The organism is Clostridium vitabionis (assembly GCF_015351765.1).
Lineage (GTDB): Bacteria > Bacillota > Clostridia > Lachnospirales > Lachnospiraceae > Clostridium_R > Clostridium_R vitabionis.
The window spans coordinates 792,095-811,866 of sequence record NZ_JADKQA010000001.1 but is presented as its reverse complement, the minus strand read 5'-3'; the positions used below and the strand labels follow the sequence as shown (position 1 = coordinate 811,866).

Here is a 19,772-nt window from a genome sequence, read left to right as displayed (position 1 = left end):
TCCTTTCCTTTCGTCACTGCCGGCCCTCAAAGCGGGACAGCTTATGGTTCAGAAACAGCAGGAGGCGGTAGATAAAGAGCGTTGTCACTGCCGTGAAAATAACCTCGGGCAGGATGATTTTCATAGTATAGTAGCCGATATCCAGCTTTCCCCGGATGAGGAAGCGGAAAATGTAGATATACAGGTTGTAGGCGAGGTCGTTCACAATCGCCAGGGTGAGCGGGAGCGTAATGTAGTCCTCGTAATAATACCGGGTAAGGCAGCCGTTCAGAAATGCCATGTTCACGTAGAACAGGGTGTAAAAGCCGAAGGGACCGCTGTAGAACAGGTCCATCAGCAGCCCCGCGGCGATGCCGTAGATGATGCCCGCATCCCTCCCGTCGATAAAGGAGCAGATCGAGACAACAATCAGCAGCAGGTTTGGCCATGCCGCCAGCACCGCGATCTGCGGGAAAATGCAGACCTGCAGGGTGAACGCGATGATGAGCAGCAGGATATTGATCAGAAATTTTCTCATGGTGTTTCCTGTCCGGCGGCGGAGGTCTCCTCACCGGCGCTCTCTCCCGCCGTATCGGCGGAGGAAGATTCCTCCTGCGGGGTGTCGTTATGGTCAGATGCCTGGGTTGAAGCCTCTCCCGCAGCGCCCTGCTGGGAGGAACCGTCCGGCTCGTTCTTCAGCTTCGTGATGATCAGGACCTCCTGGAGGTTGTCAAACTGGGCGACCGGGACGATCGTGCCGGATTTGGTGACATTGTTGGCATCGGTCTGGAGCCCGGCGGCATACCCGATCAGGATGCCGGGAAGGTAGACATCACTGATGTTGGAGGTGACGATCTTGTCGCCGTCGGTGATATCGGCCTCCTTGCGGATATGGTCGAGGCCGAGGCGGCCGTTCTCATAGAGCTCCATGCTGCCGGAAACGTTGCAGGTCTCCCCGGTCCGCTGGGACATGCCGGAGACATTGCTGTCGTCGTCGATGATGGAGCGCACCGTGGCATAATTGGTGCCGACATCCGTGATAATGCCGATCAATCCGCCGCCGGCCATGACGTTCATGTCCGGCTGGATGCCGTCCGCCGATCCCTTGTTGATGCGGAAAACCTGGAACCAGCTGCCGGAATCCTTGGCGATGACTCTCGCCGCAACCTTCGGATAGTCCTGGTAGTCCTGGTCGAGCTGATAGAGCTCCCGGAGGCGGGCAAGCTCCTGCACCTGGGAAGCCAGGCGGTTATTCTCCTCCGTCAGTGCACTGACCCGCTCCGTGAGCTGCTCATTGTCCTTCTGGGCCTCCCGCAGCGTGGAATAATCCTTATAGCTGACATAGATGCCGGAGCCGACGGCGTTGACCCCGCGCTCCAGCGGGACGAGGAGGTAGCCGGCGCCATCCCTGAGCGGCTTCAGGAAGCTGCTGTTGACGGATGTCACGGCAATGAGTACCAGACAGGCCGCGGAGAGGACCGCGACGACAGATCTGCTGTGTTTCATTGCAAAATTCCCCATTCTGAAAAACTGAAATAATTCTGGTCGCCGATGATCAGGTGGTCGATCAGCCGGATGCCGATCATCTCCCCGGCTTCCCGGATCCGGTGTGTGAATTCCTTGTCCGCACCGCTCGGCATGGGATCGCCGCTCGGGTGGTTGTGGATCAGGGCAATGTCGACGGCCCGGTTCCGCAGGGCTTCCAGGAAGACTTCCCGCGGGGAAGCCACCGAGAGGTTCACCGTGCCGCGGAACAGGCAGACATCGCGGATCAGGGCATGTTTATTGTTGAGCATCAGCACATGCAGCTCCTCCTGCTCGAGGTGCCGCATTTCTTCCATGTAAAAACCGGCAATCTGTTCCGGGGAGGTAAATTCCCGGACCTGTGAGGCGGCGAGGGTATGCCAGATTCTCTTGGACAGCTCGCAGGCACAGAGCAGCTCGATCGCCTTCACCCGCCCGACACCGCGGATCTCCATAAGCTCCGGCATGGTCAGGTGCAGAAGCCCAAGGATTCCCTGCGGGGACGTGCTTCTCAGGATGCGTCCGGCAAGGTCCGTGGAGGATTCGCCGCGTGCTCCGGTCCTGAGGAGAACGGCGAGCAGTTCGGCGTTTGTCAGGGCGCCGGGCCCATGGCGCTCGCATTTCTCATACGGCCGTTCCTCGGCGGGAAGGTCGCGGATTACCGTGCCCTGCGGATTCGTTTCTACGTGTTCTCTCATATAACCTCCCTCCGTGCCTCTCCAAGTACCTCAGGAAGTTTCTGCCCTGCCGTCAGAACAGGCGGTAGAGCAGTGCGGCCAGAACAAGGCCGATGATGCCCGCGATGGTGATGCGGATCGTCAGCGCGAACGTGAGGACCAGGATCCCCAGGTCGAGAACAAGCGGCTGCGTCAGTCCGAACTGCTGCCCGTAATTGAGCCAGGTGAGGACACCGGAATTCTCCGCCATGGTTCCGATGAAGCCGCCAAGCACGATCCCTGCCAGCATAAAAATCAGCAGGACCCACAGATTCTTTTCCTTATGCATAGATCAATCCCCCGTCCGGTTTTGCCAGAACCCCAAATCGCATCGTCCCTGTTCAGAACCCAGGGGTTCCGGGTGCCTTCGGCGCCTGGCCGCATGCGGAGGGAGAGCCTGCAAAGCCATCCGCGAGCGGCCGGTTTGCGGGCTCTCCCTCCGCATGTGCTGAACAGTAACATCTTATCATAAAAACTGTAAGGCTGAAATAAAGTTTTCCTTAAATGATCGGCGCGAGTCCCTGGTCCGCCAGCTTCTGGAGAGCAAGGAGGATGCCGAATTTTGCGTGATCATAGGTCAGCCCGCCCTGGAAATAGGCGGTGTAGGGCTCTCTCAGCGGGCCGTCCGCCGAGAGCTCGATGGAGGCGCCGGAGACAAAGGTGCCCGCCGCCATGATGACATCGGAATCATAACCCGGCATCGGCCACGGTTCGGGGCGGACGTAGCTGTCCACCGGGGAGGCCGCCTGGATGCCCTCGCAGAACGCAACCAGCCCCTCGGGCTTATGGAAGGTGATCGCCTGGATGATGTCGTGGCGCTTTTCCGCCGCCTTCGGGTGAACCTCGAAGCCGAGCTTCTCGTAGACGGAGGCAGCGAAAATGGCTCCCTTCAGCGCGCCGGCTGTCACCGTCGGGGCAAAGAACAGCCCCTGGAAGAAAGAGCGGTTGACGTTCAGTGTCGCGCCGACCTCCCGGCCGAGGCCGGGGGAGGCAAGGCGGAAGGCCGCATTTTCCACACAGTCCGCCCGCCCGGCGATGTAGCCGCCGATCGGGGCAAGGCCGCCGCCCGGATTCTTGATGAGGGAACCGACCACCATGTCGGCCCCGGCGTCGGAGGGCTCATTCAGCTCGACAAATTCCCCGTAGCAGTTGTCGACCATGCAGATGACATCCGGCTTCACCCCCTTGATAAACCGGATGAGCTCGCCGATCTGCCCAACACTTAAGGTGTGGCGCGAGGAATAGCCCTTGGACCGCTGGATGGTCACCAGCTTGGTTTTCGCGTTGATCGCTTTCCGGATCCCCGCATAGTCGAAGCTCTCGTCCGGCAGCAGGTCGACCTGCCGGTAGGTGATGCCGTACTCGGCGAGGGAGCCGTTTGACGGACGGATGCCGATAACCTCCTGCAGGGTATCGTAGGGGGCGCCGACCGGCGAGAGCAGCTCGTCTCCCGGCCTCAGGTTGCCGGCGAGGGCTGTGTAGAGGGCATGGGTGCCGCAGGTGATCTGCGGGCGGACCAGGGCGTCCTCGGTGTGGAAAATGTCCGCGTAAACCTTTTCCAGGGTCTCCCGGCCGGTGTCGTTGTAGCCGTACCCGGTGGTTCCGGAGAGGTGGCTCTCGCTGAGCTTTTCCTTCCGGAATGCCGAGAGCACCTTGAGCTGGTTAGCCTCCGCGGTCCGGTCAATCGCCGAAAAGCGCTCCTTAAGGCTCTCCTCAACCGCCTGCCCGAAGCGGAACACCTTGCTGCTGATTCCCATCGACGCGTACATCTGTTCAAGTTCCATGAAATTTTTATCCTTTCTGTATTTCCGGGAAAGTTCCTCGGAGGATCCCCTCGCTGCGGAGTTCATTTTCCAGTTCATCGGCCAGCCTTCCTGAGTCATAGGCATAATCCGGGAGCCACATCCAGCGGACATTTCTCTCCCGCCTGAACCAGGTGAGCTGCCGCTTGGAAAAATGCCGGGTGTTCTGCTTGACCGCGCTGACGGCTGCCGCAAGATCCGGATAGCCGCCGCCGAGGTACGAGAGAAGCTCACGGTATCCGAGACCCTGCATGCTGGTCATTTTCTCCGTGCACCCGCGCGCCTTGAGAATCCGCACCTCATCCAGAAAGCCGGCTTCCATCATCTGGTCCACCCGGCGGTCGATCCGCGCATAGAGAGCGGGACGGTCCGTGTCGAGAACCGCGTAGTGGAAGGCATAGGGAGATTCCTTGCCCCGCTCCTTCCTGTTGTGCTCGGAAATCTTCTCGCCGGCCGCCCGGAAGTACTCGAGGGCGCGGATGACCCGCTTGACATTATTTTCGTGGATTTCTGCGGCTGCCTCCGGGTCAACGGCTTCGAGCATCCGGTGCAGGGCGGCATTCCCCCGGGCTTTCGCGATGGCGGAAAGCTCCTCACGGTACGCCGGATCCTCCGCGGTTCCGGTAAAATCGATGTCATAGAGGAGCGCCTGGATGTAGAATCCCGTTCCGCCGCAGACGATCGGGATGTGCCCGTTCCCGTAGATTTCCCGGAGCGCCCTCTTCGCCATCTGCTGGAAAATATACACGTTAAACTCTTCTGTCGGCTCCAGCACATCGATCAGGTGATGGGGGACGCCGCGCGTCTCCTCCTTCGTGATTTTCGCTGAGCCGATATCCATGCCGCGGTAGACCTGCATGGAATCGGCGCTGATGATTTCGCCGCCGATCCGCAGGGCGAGCTCGACCGCCAGGGCGGATTTTCCCGCGGCGGTCGGCCCGGCGATGACGATGAGTGGCTGCTTTTCCATGGGCAGATTTCCTCCGAAGGCTTTTCCGTCAGACAATTCTCTTGAATTTCTTCTCCAGCTCGCTCCGGGTCATGCGGATGATCGTCGGCCTCCCGTGCGGGCAGTTGTAGGGATTTTCCAGGGTCAGGAGCTCGTCGATCAGGGCGTCCGCCTCCTCCCGGGAAATCCGGTCGTTGCCCTTGACCGCCGCCTTGCACGACATCGTCGCGATATGGTGCCGCAGGCTCTCCGCGGGGCGCATGCCGCTCTCCCGGGTTACGCTGTCCAGCATCTCGAGAAGAAGGTCTTTTTTCGCGATGGAGAACAGATTGTCCGGGACACCGCGGACAGCGTATTCCCTGCCGCCGAAGGGATCGATCTCAAAGCCCAGGTCCTGAAAGTCCTTCTCATAGCGGGTGAGCATCTCCTGCTCCTCCGGGGTCAGCGAGAGGACGATCGGCGGGTTGACCTGCTGGGTGGTCACCGTGCGGTTCTTGAGCGTCGCCATTGTCCGCTCGTAGAGAACCTTCTCATGGGCGGCGTGCTGGTCGATGATGTACATCGCATTGTCAAATTCGACGATCCAGTAGGTGTCAAAGACCTGGCCGACCAGGCGGTGCCGCTTCCGGGATGCCGGCGTGAGGAGTTTATCCTCGAAGAGATCCATCTGGCGGGGCGCCCCTGCCTGCGGCGGAATCTGCGCTGCCGCTGGCTGCTGCCTAAGCGGCTCCTGTTCCGCCGAAAGGCTCTTCTGTTCCGGCTCAGGCTGCGCCTTCTCCGGCTCCTGCGGCCTCAGGCTTGCCTCAGTCGGTTTCCGCTCCGGCGCCTGCGGCCTCAGGTTTGCCTCAGTCGGTTTCTGCTCCGGCTCCTGCGGCTTCCATCCTGCCTCAGGCGGCTCAAGCCCCGGTGTATGGGGCGCCGGAGAAAATTCTCCCCGGGGCTCCTCGAGACGGCCGGAGGTACTGGCTTCCGGCCGGAAATGCACCTTCCGGAGGAGGGCTCCCTCAAACGCGGGACGGGATGCCGGCGCGCTGTTTTCCGCCGGAATCTTCTCCTCCGCCGGCTGGGGATTTACCGCCGCGGGAATTCCCCCGGGCGCGGAAGAAGCCCGCCCTGCTGCCGGAACCTCCCCTCCGGATGGTGCCGGCTGCGCTTCCAGCGTCTCGGTCTCCTGTTCCTCCCCGGCATCCGGGATCAGCTCCCGCCCGGAGAGCTCCATCGAGAGCAGGTGGTAGATGGAGCGGTAGGTGAGCTCCTCGTCGCGGAAACGGAGCTCCATCTTGGACGGATGGACGTTCACGTCGATGAACGCCGGATCGATCTCGATGGAGAGCATGGTGAACGGGTATTTGTGCACCATCATGTAGGGCTTGTAGGCTTCCTCGATGGCCCGGCAGAGGATCGGGTTCCGGATGTAGCGCCCGTTGATGAAATAGACCTCAAACTGGCGGCTTCCCCGCGCGATCACCGGTTTCCCGATAAAACCGCTGATCCGCAGGGCATCGGTGCCGCCGTCGACCGGGATCAGGTTCTTCGCGATCTCCCCGCCGTACACGGTGTAGATGATATCGCGGAGATTGTGGTTCCCCGAGGTGTGCAGCCTGCTCTGGCCGTTCTGGATGAAGCGGAACGAGATCTCCGGGTGGGACAGGGCGATTTTTTCCACAAGGGAAGCCACACGGGAGCCCTCGGCGGAGACGGTGTGGAGGAATTTCCTCCGCGCCGGGGTGTTGAAGAAGAGATCGCGGACGATGAAGGTCGTCCCCTCCGGGGCGCCGATCTCCTCAAAAGCGGCCTCCTTTCCTCCCTCGATGACATACCTGGTGCCGACGATGGAATCCGGGGTGCGGGTAATCAGCTCCACCCTCGCCACGGCGGCAATGCTCGCAAGCGCCTCCCCGCGGAAGCCCAGGGAGGACACGCCGATCAGGTCGGCGGCGGAGCGGATCTTGCTTGTCGCGTGGCTGAGAAAGGCTTTCCGCACCTCCCCCCGGTCAATCCCGCAGCCGTTGTCCGTGATGCGGATCATGCCGATGCCGCCCTCGCGGATCTCCACGGTGACCGCCGTCGCCTTCGCGTCGATGGCATTTTCCAGAAGCTCCTTGGCCACCGAGGCGGGGCGTTCAATGACCTCGCCGGCGGCGATCTGGTTTACGGTTGATTCATCGAGAACATGGATTTCGGCCATAAATTCCTCCTCCCTCCGGGGATCCGGGGCAGCTCGTCCGCGGCGCCGGGAATCCTTCCCCGCGGCGCCTGCGGCCTTGGCAAAGGGAGCCCCGCCCGCGGCCTTCCGGCAGCCTGTGGGCGAAGCCTCCCTTCACTCACATTTTCTCCTGCCAGCGGTTTTTGAGCCTCATCTGCAGGCGGTCGAGCTCATTGAGCGCCTCGAGCGGCGACATCTGGTTGACATTGAGCGCCATGATCTCCTTGAGGATCGCCTCCGTGTCCACGGTGTCGGAGAAGGAAAGCTGGCCGCGGTCCACATCGTCCGGCTTCTCGATCTTCCTGCGGTTCTGTGAAGCCCCGTCGGCAAGCTCCTTCGCCCGCTCGGTGATGTCCGCGTCCGAGAGCCCCTCCAGGATCTCCTTTGCCCGGCGGATGACCGCCTCCGGGACGCCGGCGAGCTTCGCCACCTGGATGCCGTAGCTCTTGTCCGCGCTCCCCCGGACAATCTTCCTGAGGAAAATGATCTCGTCCCCCTGTTCCCGGACGGCGATACTGTAATTCATGACGCCGGGGATCGACCCCTCAAGCTCCGTGAGCTCGTGGTAGTGCGTGGCGAACAGCGTCTTGGCGCCGAGGGTCCTGGCTGATGAGACATACTCGACAACCGCCCAGGCAATCGCCATCCCGTCCAGCGTGCTCGTCCCGCGCCCGATCTCGTCGAGAATGATGAGGCTGTTTTTCGTCGCGTTCCGGAGGATGTTGGCGACCTCCGTCATCTCCACCATGAAGGTTGACTGGCCGGAGGCCAGGTCATCGGAGGCGCCGACCCGGGTGAATATCCGGTCACAGATGCCGATATCGGCCTCGTCCGCCGGGACAAAGGAGCCGATCTGCGCCATCAGGGTGATCAGCGCGGTCTGCCGCATGTAGGTGGATTTTCCGGCCATGTTGGGGCCGGTGATGATCGCGAAGCGGTTTTTCCCGTTGTCGAGGAGCGTATCGTTCGCGACGAACATATGATCCTTCATCATCCGCTCGACCACCGGATGTCTCCCGTTTTTGATGCGGATGACGCCCTTGTCGTTGATCGACGGCTTGACGTAGCCGTACCTGGCGGCCACGCTGGAGAAGGAAATCAGGACATCGAGAACAGCGATGGCCCGGGCGCTCTTCTGGATCCGCGCGGCCTCCGCGGCAGTCTTGTCCCGGACCTCCCCGAACAGCGCAAATTCCAGGGAATTGAGCTTGTCCGCGGAGCCGAGGATCTTCTCCTCGGTTGCCTGGAGCTCCGCCGTGGTGTACCGCTCGGCGTTGACCAGCGTCTGCTTCCGGATGAAGTAGTCAGGAACCTGTTCCCGGAAGCTGTTGGTCACCTCAAAATAGTAGCCGAATACCTTGTTGTACTTGATTTTGAGGTTCCGTATCCCGGTCTTCTCCCGCTCGCTGTTCTCCAGCTCCGCGAGCCAGGTTTTCCCGTCGGTTTTCGCGTGGCGGAGCTCATCCGCCTCTTTGCTGTAGCCTTCCCGGATGATGCCGCCCTCCCGGAGCATGACCGGCGGGTCATCCGCGATGGCGTCGGCGATGAGCTTCCGGATGTCCTCCAGCGGGTCAATCTCCCCGGCGGTTTTCTTAAGTAACGGGGAGGTGAAGGCTTTCAGCTGTTCCCGGATCGGCTCCAGCATGTCGAGGGACTTCCCGAGGGCGACCAGGTCCCGGGGATTTGCCGTGCGGCAGCTGATCCTGCCGACCAGCCGCTCCAGGTCATAGATCGCCGAGAGGTATTCGGTGAGCTCCTCCCGGGAAATATAATTCATGTTCAGCTCGTCCACGGCGTCCTGCCGGGCTATGATCTGTTCCCGGCTGATCAGCGGCTGCTCGACCAGGGTGCGGAGCAGCCGCCCGCCCATAGCCGTCTTTGTCCGGTCGAGAACCCACAGCAGGGTGCCTTTCTTCTGCTTTTCCCGGAGCGTCTCCGTGAGCTCGAGATTCCGCCGGGATGAGGTGTCCAGCATCATGTACTCGCCGGCGGTGTACACCCGGAGCGTGGTGATGTGCTCCGCGTGGTTTTTCTGTGTCTCATAGATATAGCGGAGCGCCGCGCCGGCGGCGATGGTCCCGTTCGGAAAATCCGAGAGCCCGAGCCCCGCGAGGTCAGCGACCTTAAAGTGCTCTTTCAGGATATCCCGGCAGGCATCCTCGGCGAAATCGTCATTTTCCCGCTGGGAAATGCTTACGCCGATCTTCTCCCTCAGCGCGTCCAGGTCGATGCCGCTCATAAAGAGCGCATTGTTCCCGATGATCTCGGCGGGCTCGAAACGGCTGATCTCGTCGAGAAGTGCCCGCCTTGTCCCGACATCGGTGACGAGGAAATCGCCGGTGCTGACGTCGGAGACCGCGATGCCGAAGGAGGAATCGATCGCGAAGATGCTCATGAGATAATTGTTCCGCGACGCCTCGATATCATTTTCCCCCATCAGGGTTCCCGGGGTGACCACGCGGATAACCGCCCGCTTGACTAACCCCTTGGCGAGCTTCGGATCCTCCATCTGTTCGGCGATCGCGCACTTATAGCCGCGCTTCACGAGTTTCGCGATATACGGCTCGACGGCGTGGAACGGCACTCCGCACATGGGCGCCCGCTCGGGCAGGCCGCAGTCCTTGCCCGTCAGCGTGAGCTCAAGCTCCCGGGAAGCCGTCTTCGCGTCTTCGAAAAACATTTCGTAGAAATCACCGATCCGGTAGAGAAGAAGACAGTCGGGATACTGCTTCTTCATCTCCAGATAATGCTGCATCATCGGGGAAAGCGCCAAAATTTACCTACCTTTCGTCGGCCATACCGGAAAAGGTGCCGAGATAATAAAATCCCTTGGACTGATCGAGACGGACATTCACGAACCTGCCGGAAAGCTCCGCGCTTCCCGGAAAATGAACCAGCGTATTGTTGCTTAACCGGCCGCTGACCCAGCCTGCCCGGTGGTCGTCTGCCCCGTCCACCAGGACCTCCTGGACTTCGCCGACATGCTTTTCGCACATCGCCGAGCCGACCTCCTGCATCAGGGCGAGGAGCCTGTCAAAGCGGTATTTCATGACGTCCCCCGGCACCTGGTCCTCCATCCGGGCAGCAGGCGTCCCGCTCCGCTTGGAGTAGAGGAAGGTGAACGCGCCGTCAAAGGCTGCCTTTCTCACGACATCGAGGGTTTCCCGAAAATCCTCCTCGGTCTCCCCGGGGAAGCCCACGATGATGTCTGCCGTGACGGAGACGCCGGGAATCCGCTCCCGGATTTTCCGCACCAGGGCGAGATACTGCTCTTTGGTGTAGTGCCGGTTCATCTTTTCGAGAATCCTGCTGCTCCCGGACTGGAGCGGCAGGTGCACGTGGCGGCAGATCTTCGTGCTCCCCGCCATGGTGTCGATCAGCTCGTCGGAGAGATCCTTCGGGTGCGGGGTCATGAAACGGATGCGGCGGATTCCCGGAACCTTCTCGACCTCCCGGAGGAGCTGCGCAAAGGTCACCGGGGTTTCCAGCGTCTTTCCGTACGAATTGACATTCTGCCCGAGCAGCATGACCTCCACCACGCCGTGGGCGGCGAGGTCGCGCACCTCGCCCAGGATATCCTCAGGGCGGCGGCTCTGCTCCCTCCCGGTCACATACGGGACGATGCAGTAGCTGCAGAAGTTGTTGCAGCCGTACATAATATTCACGCCGGATTTGAAGGAATACTTGTGCTCTGCCGGCAGGTCCTCGACAATTTTCCGGTTGCCGTCGAGGATGTCGATCACCTGTTTTCCGCTGTCGATGTGCTCCGCGATCAGCTCCGCAAGCTTATAGTTGTTTTTGTTGCCGAAAATGATATCCACGAACGGGTAGCTCTTTTTCAGCTTCTCGATCACCGGCTTTTCCTGCATCATGCAGCCGGTCAGGGCGATCATCATGCCGGGGCGCCGCCTCCGGATGCTGCCTGCCCTGCCCAGGCGTCCGTAGACGCGCTGGTCCGCATTTTCCCGCACCGTGCAGGTGTTGTAGATGACAAAATCGGCGTCCTCGCTGTCCGCGGGATGAAATCCCGATGCCAGCAGCACGCCGGAAAGCTTTTCCGAGTCATGGGCATTCATCTGGCAGCCGAAGGAGGTGACGCAGGCGGTTACCGGCCTTCCCAGCTCCTGCTCCCTTTTCTTCGTCCACCGGCGGAGCCTCGCGATGAAATACCGCTGCCTTGCCGGCTCTGTCTCCGGCGGAAGCGCGGAGAGGTCGATGCTGTCATAATCAAAATTGGTCATTTGCTGCTCCAGAAGAAAAAATCGCGGCTTTACGCCGCGTAGTTAACGCGCAATAAATTATCATACCGCATTGGCCGAAATTTCGCAAGATAGCGCGGATGCAGTTTCCGGGATGGAAGCTGGACGCGGATGCTGCGCCAACCGGGAAAAGCCAGCCGGCCGCGGATGCCGCGCCAACCGGGAAAAGCCAGCCGGCCGCGGATGCTGCGCCAACCCGGAATGATGCGGCTCAGAACGTATAAAGCCGCGAGGGGGTCACCAGCTTCTGCATGCGGACATCCCGCGGGTCGGCGGAGAACACCGGATGGACAGCCTCGGGGAAAACCTGGAAGTCATACGCGCAGGCGATGGTCATATGCCCAGGCTCACGCGCAAAAAAGCAGTCGTAATAGCCTGCGCCATAGCCGATTCGGGCGCCCCGGTCGGAGAAGGCAACTCCGGGAACAATCACCGGGCAGGTCGGGTCTCCCAGTTCCTCCTCGCTCATCCTCGGCTCGGGAATGCCGAACCGGCTGATTTCGAGATCAGACTCCCGTCTGGGGATAAAGAAGCGCATCCGCCGCTCCGGGCCGGGGATGACCCGAGGCAAGGCGACGCGGATCCGGGAAGCCCTGAGCTTACGGATGAGCTCCTCCGTGCCGGTCTCGCCGCGCACGCTGACATAGGCGCAGACCACCCGCGTGCCCTCCGGGAGGAGGGAAAGGATCCGGTTCGCCACGGCGGCGTCCCAGACGGCCTTCTCGGTCGGGTCGATGTCAAGGCGCCCGGCGAATACTTGTCTTCGGATGGCGTCTTTTTCTGCTTGGATATCCATGATCTTCTCCTCTGCGATCTTCTTACTGCCTATTTCACGGATTACAGGAAGTCCGGGCGGTATTTTTCCGCGACCGCCTCCGCGGCCTTGATCCCGTCCATGGCGGCGGAGGTGATGCCGCCGGCATAACCCGCTCCCTCCCCGCAGGGATAGAGGCCGCCGATCTCCGCCTCGAATGCCCCATTCCGCGGGATTCGGACGGGCGATGAGGTCCGGCTCTCGACGCCGGCGAGGACCGCGTCCGCCCGGTCGAAGCCGCGGATTTTTCCGCCGAAGGCAGCCATCCCCTCGAGGAGCGCCTGCTGGATCTCCTCCGGGAAGATGCCCCGGACATCGCCGAACGCGTACTGCCCGCTGAAGACCGGGGTGACACCGCCAAAATCCCGGGAAATCCGATTTTCCCGGAAATCCCCGTAGAGCTGGACAGGAATCTTCCCCTGCCCGGCCTCGTAGGCGCGCCGCTCCAGCTGCCGCTGAAATTCCATGCCGGCGAGCGGGAGCAGGCCGGAAAGGTTCTCCGCATTTTCCGGATCTTCCCCTGCCTTCTCCGCGGAAAACTTCGCCTCCCCTGCCGCGTAAGTCCCGCGGAAATCTTTCTCGGTGACAGTGACGACGATCGCACTGTTCGCGGTTCCGCTGTCTCTCGCGTGGCTGCTCATCCCGTTCACCGCGAGAAGACCCCGCTCGGAGGAGGCATTGACGACAGAGCCGCCGGGGCACATGCAGAAGGAATAGACGCCGCGCCCGTCCCCGGCCTGATGGGTCAGCTTGTAGGAAGCCGGCCCCAGCGCTCCCGCATCCTCCCTGCCATACTGGCAGAGATTGATCATCGCCTGCGGGTGCTGGACGCGGACACCGACCGCGAAGGGCTTCGCGGCCATCCGCAGATGTTTTCCGGCAAGCATGGTGAAAGTATCCCTGGCGGAATGTCCCGGCGCGAGAATCACAACCTCAGCGGGGATCACCCTGCCGCCGGCGGTCACCGAGACGATCTTTCCGTCCTCGACGCCGATGTCTGTGACCTTGGCCCCGAAGCGGACCTCGCCGCCCATGCGGATGATGTCCTCCCGGATGGCGCGGACGACGGAGGCGAGCACATCGGTGCCGATATGGGGATTATGGACAGTCAGGATCTCCGGGTCGGCGCCTGCCTCGGCGAAAATCTCCAGAACCTTGCGGTTTCTCCCGTCCGGATCCCTGACCATGGTGTTGAGCTTCCCGTCGGAAAATGTCCCCGCGCCGCCCTCTCCGAACTGGACATTGGATTCCGGGTCGAGCTTCCCGCCAGACCAGAAGGAGCGCACCTTCCGGGTCCGCGTCTCCACATCATCCCCCCGCTCGAGAACGAGCGGGGCGTATCCCGCCTCCGCGAGCATCCTCGCGGCAAACATCCCGGCAGGGCCGAAGCCGATGACGACAGGTCGGTGCCGGAGCGGCGTCCGCCCCGCTCCGCGGTTTCCGCCGGGAAAATGGTAGGGCTTCATCTGCACAATCGCGATGTTCCGGTTCCCGGCCTTCCTGACCGCCGCGGCTTCATTTCCCCGGACGCGGACATCAACAGTGTAACTGTAAAAGATCAGCGGCTTCTTTCTCGCGTCGATCGACCTGCGGACAATGCGCACCTCGAGAATACGGTCTTCCGGGATGCGGAGAAGCCTTGCCGCCCGGCTCCGGAGAATTTCCTCCGGCTCGTCCAGCCCGAGGCGGATCTGGTTGATTCGAATCATTCTATTCCTCCTTCATCCTTAAGGCAGCTGCCGCGGGTGATCCCCGGCCGAAGAATCTTCCACCGGCATCTTCTTCATGTCTGCGCTCCTGCCGAGAAACCTGGCCAGAAGGAGAAGCGCCGCCGAGGCGGCGAGGAAGGTGACCGCGATGCGGAGCGCGAGATCCATGAAGAATTCCTCCGGCATGATATCGATCATCCGGCTTGTCCTCGGGTCAAACATCCAGTTGCCCTGGCTAAAGAAAATTTCGTGAAAAATTGTAAAATACCGGTCAAAATCTGTGGAGATGAGAAGGCTTGTCCCGGCAGCAAGGGCAAAGACCGCGAGGGAGGTCCAGAAGAAGCCTCTTCCCAGAATCCCCGCCGTGCCGCGGCCGAAGCCTTTCCAGAAGGCCAGGGCAATCGCGAGGGCGAGGAGGAAAGCCGCGCGGCGGAGCCTGATACAGAGGAGAAAGAGATTCCGGACGTCCGTCATGTGGGAAATTTCCTCGTCGTTATAAAATTCCTGTTCCCGCCCGTCGATCGGGACAATGACGGTAAGGTCATCCCGGTTTCCCCTGAGGAAGGCCATCGTCTGGTCCATCACTTGGTCCAGGCCGTCAAGATCCATGACCTCCCCGCAGTAGTGCCGGAGAAGGCGGGGACAGTCATATTTCGCGAATTCCTTCCGGTAGATGCCCGGCGTCCAGTAGCAGACCGCCTCCACCGAGGTGATCAGAAGGACAAATAAGATCAGCAGCGAAAAGACGGCCGCGCCGGCACCGGTAAACAGCTTTTTCATCACGCACTCCATTTTGGGCTCAAAATTCCTGAATCGCGGGTTCTATTTTAGCATCCCGGGAAACTTGTTGCAAGGAAGTCCATGCACGCCAAAAAGCGGCAGCCGCCGCGGAGTAAAGGCCGCGGCGGCTGCCGCTTCGGGAAAAAAGGTGTCAGGAAATTCTGTGTGCAATTTGACTTTATACGCCGAGGAGTTTTTCACAGGACTCCCCGCCCGTACAATCAGTAGAGCCCGTAGTAGGGGAACAGGCCGCCGAGGATGCCATTGCCGTTCTGCTGAATCTCCCCCTGGCCGCTCTCCCCTGAGGTGCTGTCCTGGCTCTCCGCGGGCTTATTTCCCAGGGTTACGGAGACGTCCTTGGAGGTATAGCTGCCGCTGCCATCCTGGCGCTCGACGGTCACCGTCACGGTCTCTCCGGCCTTATACCGGGAGATCAGGTCGGTCAGGTTATCCGCGCTGGTCACGCTCTGCCCGTCGAAGGAGGTGATGATGTCCTTTTCCATTATGCCCGCTTTCTCGGCGGCACCGCCGGAAATGAGGCCGGTCACATAGACGCCCTGCGGAATCTTGTAGGTCTCCGATGTTGACGAATCGATGGTTCTCACCTGCACGCCGAGGTATCCCTGTTCGGAGGCGCTGAGTGTCGTGCTTCTTGTCGTCTTTGACGCGAGGCTGTTCACAATCTCCTTCACCTTATTGGCCGGGATCGAATAGCCCATACCCTCAACCTCGGTGGACGAGTATTTGGCGACATTGATGCCGATCACCTGTCCCTGCATATTCAAGAGCGCGCCGCCGGAGTTTCCGGGGTTGATCGCCGCGTCTGTCTGCAGGAGCCCGCTCTCCGTCCCGGTCGATGTCGAGATATCCTTGTCCTTTGCGGAAATAATCCCCGTCGTCACGGACTGCCCGATGCCCAGGGCATTGCCGATCGCGACGACCTGGTCGCCGACCTCAAGGCTGTCAGAATCGCCGAATTCCGCGACACTGATCTTGCCGAGCGTGTCGGAGGAAATGTCGGAGAGCTTGACCGCGATGACCGCGAGGTCAGCGTCGGCGTCCTCCCCCTTGATCGAGGCATCGACGGACGTACCGTCCACAAACTGCACCGAGAGGGAGCTGGTGTCCTCGACCACGTGGTGGTTCGTGACGATCAGAAGCTCACTGTCTGTCTTGGCGAAGATCACGCCGGATCCGGACGCGGATTCCTCGGCGTCCTGCGCGTTGTCAGAGCTTCCGAATGCGGAATAACCGTTCTGCTGGTATTTGATCTTGTTGGTGATGGAGACGACAGACGGCATGGCCTTTTTGGTCACCTCACTGACCGACATTGCCGTGCTGTCCGAGGTTTCCGTGTCGGAGTACGCCGCATTGACGATCCCGCTGTTCCCCGAGGAACCATTGTCCGCGGCCGCCGTCCCCGCACTCCCCGCGGATGCGGAGGAGGTGATGCCCGCCGTCCTTGCCGCCACATTGACGCCGACCATGGCGCCGCCGGCGATGGTGCCGAAGGCCAGGGCACCGGTCATGAAGAGCGCCGCCTTCTTCACCCTCTGAGCCATCCGGCTGTCCCGCCTGCTTCTCCCCCTGCGGGAAGAACCTGCGGATTCCACCGGAACCGGAAGATTCATTCTGCTGTTGTCGTCGGTTTCTTTATTTTTTCTATCCAGATCATTCATCATAAGTAACACCTCCGAGAAATAGGATTTCCTTGCTGTTACATGATTCATGATACGCGGAAAATTTGATGGAATTCTGTTTAATCTGTGAGCAAAGTGTGATTTCTGTCCGGATCTCTTCGCTGACGGCTGCCATAGCCTCCCGTCAGCCGGGGGTAAGGGCCGCGAGGCGGGAGGCTATGGCGGCCGGAGGTTCAGAACCGCGCGGCGGCTTCCCCGGCGATTTCCCCTGTCCTCCAGGCAAAGTGCAGGTTGTATCCCCCGCAGATCCCGTCAACGTCGAGAATCTCTCCCGCAAAATATAAGCCGGGGACAAGGCCGGATGCCATGGTTTCCGGATCTACCTCTGCCGTGTCCACCCCGCCGGAGCAGGTCTGCGCCTGCGCGAAGGAATTGGTTCCCGTCACCGTGAGCGGGAAGCTTGTGATCTCAGGGACAAGGGTATCGAGCATCCGGTCGGTGACTTCGGAGATCCGGATATTGCGCGGGATGCCGGCGAGGGAAAGCAGGGTATCCCCGATCTTCCGGTGGAACCAGCCGATCAGAAGCTCCGAGGAGTAGCAGTCTCCGAGATCCCTGCGGCGCGCAAGAAGGCGCGCGCGGATGTCTTCCACCCCCTCATCGGGCCAGAAATTCAGGCGCGCGCGGACGGATCTTCCCGCATCCAGCGCGCGTGCAGCGAAGCGGCTCACCTGAAAGACGGGAATCCCGGAAATCCCGTACCCCGTCAGCTGGATCTCCCCCTCGTCCGAGGGGGAAAGGTTCCCGGAAGCGCCGTCCGTTCCTGATCCCGGATGATCTCCGGAGAGGTTGTCCCTTTCTGATATCTCGAGCGTGACCCGCCCGTGAAAGCGGATCCCCGCCCATCCCGAGAGGATCGCCTCCTCCCGGCAGCGGAGCTGGACCAGGGCAGGCAGCGGCTTCACAATAGGATGGCCGAGGGAGGCAGCGAGCGCGTAGCCGGAGCCGTCCGAGCCGGTATCCGGCGCCGCCTGGGAGCCGGCGGCAAGAATCACGGCATCCGCCAGGATCTCCCCGAGGTTTGTGTGGACGGCAAATCTCGGCTGATCTTCCCCCGGCTCTGCCTTTCCGTTTGCGGCTTCGGGCGTTCCCATCCCGAAGGGCGCGGGGCTTTCCTCCCTGCCGGCAGCTCCCGATAGAACGCGGATGCCCTCCACCCCGCAGCCGGTCAGGAGCTTCGCCCCGGAAGCCTGGAGTTCCCGAAGGAGCACATCCCGGACGGTCGATGCCTGCCCGGACGCGGGATAGCACCAGGTGCCGTCGCGCCGGATCACGATGCCGAGACGCTCAAAGAACCCGGTGGTGTTCCGGGCGTCGAATATGCCGGGGATCCCGCGGAGAAACTCCGGGTGGCTTCCCCGCCAGCAGTCTTCCGTGAGAAAGGTATTTCCCAGGTTGCAGCGGCCGTTCCCGGTGATGAGGATCTTTTTCCCCGCCTGGTTCTGGTGGTCGGCAGCGCAGACTGAAGCTCCTGCGCGGGCAGCTGCAATCGCCGCCGCAAGGCCCGAGGCGCCGGCGCCGATGGCGAGCACTCGGGTGCGAAGAATGCCGAAACAGGATGATTTTTTGCCCATAGAATGCCTCCCCGATATGCTGGACAGTGACAAGAAAGCGGGCAGGCGGCATCCTCCCGGGGAATACCGCTGCCCGCAGGCAGATGCATCAGGCTTTAGAGCAGGTGAAATGTTCTCGCGATCCCGATGATCTTCCTCCCTCCCGGCATGTGGGCAAGCTCGCTCTCTTCCACCGCGTGCAGGCGGAGCAGCATGGCGCCGTAGACAAGGACCGCCGCGAAGACCGCGGGCAGGCAGCTGGCCGCGCTGCTGTGGATGAGAAGCCGGAAGATCCGGTAGATGAGAAACGTGACGACGCCCATGATCGCGGACGAGACGATCGGGATAACGAAGGTCTTTCGCATCTCCTGACGGTACGGGATGTAGCGGCGGATCGAGCGGTGGTTCAGCATGCACATGCAGACCGAGAAGAAAATATTGCCGAAGACCATCGCGTAGATGCCCATCCGGAACACCAGAAGGAGGATCACGAGGACCACGATATGAGAAATCAGCGAAATCAGCGCGTTTTTCACCGGCTCATTCATGTGCCCGAGCCCCTGGAGGATGGCGTTCGTGACCGTGGACAGGGAGAGAAATACAATCGCGGACGCGCCGACGATCATCATCTGGATAGCCTCTGCGTTCTTCCCGCCGTGGAACAGCAGGTTCATCACCGGTGCGGCGAGAACCATGAGGCCGACGGCAGCCGGGATCGCGATCATCATCGCGAAGCGGATGACCAGGTCGGTCTTCGCGAGCTGGTCCGCCTGATCTTCCCGCGCGGTCGCCGCCGTCAGCGACGGGATCAGCGAGGACGAGAGGGAGTTCGCCATGGCGAGCGGGACGTGGACGAGAAGCATGTATTTATTGTTGTAAATGCCCCAGAGCCGGAGAAAACTTCCGCCCTGGCCGATCATGTTCATCCCGTGGGCCATGATGCCGTTGTCGATGACCGAGTTGACATTATAGACCGTGGAGCTCAGAATGACCGGAATGACCGTGAGAAACAGGACTTTGGTGGTGTAGCCGTAGCTGTCCGGCTCCCCGTGCCGGTCCTTCGCGATATGCTTCCTGATCGTCGGGCGGTAGAAGAAAAAGAGACAGAGGCAGAACAGGAAGGCGGCAAATGCGCCGGATCCGGTGCCGATGGTGCCTCCCGCGGCGCCGAAAGCTTCCGCGTAGCTTGTCCCTCCCGCCGCGGCCGCGGCCTTGAGGCCGGTATTATACAGGATGCCGGCGGCAACCACGCTGATGACGGCGTTCACGATCTGTTCGAGGATCTGGGAAACCGCCGTCGGGATCATCGTGGAATGGCCCTGGAAATATCCGCGCAGGACGCCGAGATAGGCCATGATCCAGATGGTCGGCGCAAGAGTCTTTAACGCGTATACCGCGAGCGGTGTCGCGAAGAGCTTTGTGGCCAGGGCATCGGCAAAATGCCAGGTGATGAAGCAGGCGATGCCGCCCACGATCGTCGCGTAGAGGAACGCGGAGAGAAGGATGCGGTACGCATTTGTGTACTCCCGCTTGGCGAGTTTCGCGGAGATCATCTTGGATACCGCCACCGGCAGGCTGTACGAGGACAGAATCAGCATGATATTATAGACATTGAACGCTGTCGAATAATATCCCATGCCCTCGTCGCCGATGATGTTGGTCATCGGCACGCGGTAAAGGATACCGATCAGCCGGACGATAATCCCGGCGACAGCCAGAATGCTTCCCTGGACAACAAAATTGGAACCTGCTCTGCGGCTCATTCCCTGCACCTCTCTATG

At 61.2% G+C, this 19,772-nt stretch carries 15 protein-coding genes; all 15 read right to left on the bottom strand.

Annotation, left to right across the window (positions count from 1 at the left end):
* Positions 1–13 precede the first annotated feature (13 nt).
* The 15 genes from mreD to ISF27_RS03380 all read right to left on the bottom strand — a co-directional run bounded on the left by mreD (position 14) and on the right by ISF27_RS03380 (position 19,754).
* The gene (gene mreD, locus ISF27_RS03450; protein ID WP_194609121.1) at positions 14–517 is read right to left on the bottom strand and encodes a rod shape-determining protein MreD; all 504 of its coding nucleotides are present in this window, start codon (positions 515–517) and stop codon (positions 14–16) included.
* On the bottom strand, positions 514–1,485 hold the full coding sequence (mreC, locus tag ISF27_RS03445) for a rod shape-determining protein MreC (RefSeq protein ID WP_194609119.1): 972 nt from the start codon (positions 1,483–1,485) through the stop codon (positions 514–516). The genes mreD and mreC overlap by 4 nt, the downstream gene beginning before the upstream one ends.
* Positions 1,482–2,201 (bottom strand): RadC family protein, encoded by a 720-nt coding sequence (gene radC / locus ISF27_RS03440; RefSeq protein ID WP_194609117.1) that lies wholly within the window; start codon positions 2,199–2,201, stop codon positions 1,482–1,484. Before radC ends, mreC begins: the two co-directional genes overlap by 4 nt.
* A gap of 52 nt (positions 2,202–2,253) precedes the next feature.
* The gene (locus ISF27_RS03435; protein WP_194609114.1) at positions 2,254–2,508 is read right to left on the bottom strand and encodes a DUF4321 domain-containing protein; all 255 of its coding nucleotides are present in this window, start codon (positions 2,506–2,508) and stop codon (positions 2,254–2,256) included.
* A 211-nt stretch (positions 2,509–2,719) separates the two neighbouring features.
* Positions 2,720–4,003 carry a methionine gamma-lyase family protein gene (locus tag ISF27_RS03430; protein WP_194609112.1) on the bottom strand — a complete coding sequence of 428 codons (1,284 nt, stop codon included), beginning with the start codon at positions 4,001–4,003 and terminating at the stop codon, positions 2,720–2,722.
* Positions 4,004–4,010: 7 nt separating this feature from the next.
* Complete coding sequence (gene miaA / locus ISF27_RS03425) at positions 4,011–4,991, bottom strand: tRNA (adenosine(37)-N6)-dimethylallyltransferase MiaA (protein WP_194609110.1); 981 nt, start codon at positions 4,989–4,991, stop codon at positions 4,011–4,013.
* Positions 4,992–5,019: 28 nt separating this feature from the next.
* Positions 5,020–7,158, bottom strand: a complete 2,139-nt coding sequence (gene mutL, locus ISF27_RS03420; protein ID WP_194609108.1) for a DNA mismatch repair endonuclease MutL — start codon at positions 7,156–7,158, stop codon at positions 5,020–5,022.
* A 136-nt stretch (positions 7,159–7,294) separates the two neighbouring features.
* Entirely contained in the window at positions 7,295–9,934 is a 2,640-nt protein-coding gene (gene mutS / locus ISF27_RS03415) for a DNA mismatch repair protein MutS (protein WP_194609106.1), read from the bottom strand.
* A 22-nt stretch (positions 9,935–9,956) separates the two neighbouring features.
* Entirely contained in the window at positions 9,957–11,417 is a 1,461-nt protein-coding gene (gene miaB / locus ISF27_RS03410) for a tRNA (N6-isopentenyl adenosine(37)-C2)-methylthiotransferase MiaB (RefSeq protein ID WP_194609104.1), read from the bottom strand.
* Between the two features lie 229 nt (positions 11,418–11,646).
* Entirely contained in the window at positions 11,647–12,231 is a 585-nt protein-coding gene (locus tag ISF27_RS03405; RefSeq protein ID WP_194609102.1) for a 5-formyltetrahydrofolate cyclo-ligase, read from the bottom strand.
* Positions 12,232–12,272: 41 nt separating this feature from the next.
* Entirely contained in the window at positions 12,273–13,958 is a 1,686-nt protein-coding gene (locus ISF27_RS03400) for an NAD(P)/FAD-dependent oxidoreductase (protein ID WP_194609100.1), read from the bottom strand.
* Positions 13,959–13,976: 18 nt separating this feature from the next.
* Positions 13,977–14,738, bottom strand: coding sequence for a TIGR01906 family membrane protein (locus tag ISF27_RS03395; RefSeq protein WP_194609098.1), 762 nt, complete (start codon positions 14,736–14,738; stop codon positions 13,977–13,979).
* A gap of 221 nt (positions 14,739–14,959) precedes the next feature.
* Entirely contained in the window at positions 14,960–16,420 is a 1,461-nt protein-coding gene (locus ISF27_RS03390; RefSeq protein WP_235986001.1) for a S1C family serine protease, read from the bottom strand.
* 191 nt (positions 16,421–16,611) lie between these two features.
* Complete coding sequence (locus ISF27_RS03385; RefSeq protein WP_194609097.1) at positions 16,612–18,012, bottom strand: aminoacetone oxidase family FAD-binding enzyme; 1,401 nt, start codon at positions 18,010–18,012, stop codon at positions 16,612–16,614.
* Positions 18,013–18,107: 95 nt separating this feature from the next.
* Positions 18,108–19,754, bottom strand: coding sequence for a putative polysaccharide biosynthesis protein (locus tag ISF27_RS03380; RefSeq protein ID WP_235986000.1), 1,647 nt, complete (start codon positions 19,752–19,754; stop codon positions 18,108–18,110).
* Positions 19,755–19,772 lie beyond the last annotated feature (18 nt).

Excerpts from the sequence above, each read along its gene's own strand:
- ISF27_RS03405 (WP_194609102.1), bottom strand. The coding sequence starts at position 12,231 with ATGGATATCCAAGCAGAAAAAGACGCCATCCGAAGACAAGTATTCGCC.
- ISF27_RS03380 (WP_235986000.1), bottom strand. The coding sequence starts at position 19,754 with ATGAGCCGCAGAGCAGGTTCCAATTTTGTTGTCCAGGGAAGCATTCTG.
- miaA (WP_194609110.1), bottom strand. The coding sequence starts at position 4,991 with ATGGAAAAGCAGCCACTCATCGTCATCGCCGGGCCGACCGCCGCGGGA.
- ISF27_RS03430 (WP_194609112.1), bottom strand. The coding sequence starts at position 4,003 with ATGGAACTTGAACAGATGTACGCGTCGATGGGAATCAGCAGCAAGGTG.
- radC (WP_194609117.1), bottom strand. The coding sequence starts at position 2,201 with ATGAGAGAACACGTAGAAACGAATCCGCAGGGCACGGTAATCCGCGAC.
- ISF27_RS03385 (WP_194609097.1), bottom strand. The coding sequence starts at position 18,012 with ATGGGCAAAAAATCATCCTGTTTCGGCATTCTTCGCACCCGAGTGCTC.
- ISF27_RS03390 (WP_235986001.1), bottom strand. The coding sequence starts at position 16,420 with ATGATGAATGATCTGGATAGAAAAAATAAAGAAACCGACGACAACAGC.
- miaB (WP_194609104.1), bottom strand. The coding sequence starts at position 11,417 with ATGACCAATTTTGATTATGACAGCATCGACCTCTCCGCGCTTCCGCCG.
- mreC (WP_194609119.1), bottom strand. The coding sequence starts at position 1,485 with ATGAAACACAGCAGATCTGTCGTCGCGGTCCTCTCCGCGGCCTGTCTG.
- mreD (WP_194609121.1), bottom strand. The coding sequence starts at position 517 with ATGAGAAAATTTCTGATCAATATCCTGCTGCTCATCATCGCGTTCACC.
- ISF27_RS03395 (WP_194609098.1), bottom strand. The coding sequence starts at position 14,738 with ATGAAAAAGCTGTTTACCGGTGCCGGCGCGGCCGTCTTTTCGCTGCTG.
- mutL (WP_194609108.1), bottom strand. The coding sequence starts at position 7,158 with ATGGCCGAAATCCATGTTCTCGATGAATCAACCGTAAACCAGATCGCC.
- mutS (WP_194609106.1), bottom strand. The coding sequence starts at position 9,934 with ATGATGCAGCATTATCTGGAGATGAAGAAGCAGTATCCCGACTGTCTT.
- ISF27_RS03400 (WP_194609100.1), bottom strand. The coding sequence starts at position 13,958 with ATGATTCGAATCAACCAGATCCGCCTCGGGCTGGACGAGCCGGAGGAA.
- ISF27_RS03435 (WP_194609114.1), bottom strand. The coding sequence starts at position 2,508 with ATGCATAAGGAAAAGAATCTGTGGGTCCTGCTGATTTTTATGCTGGCA.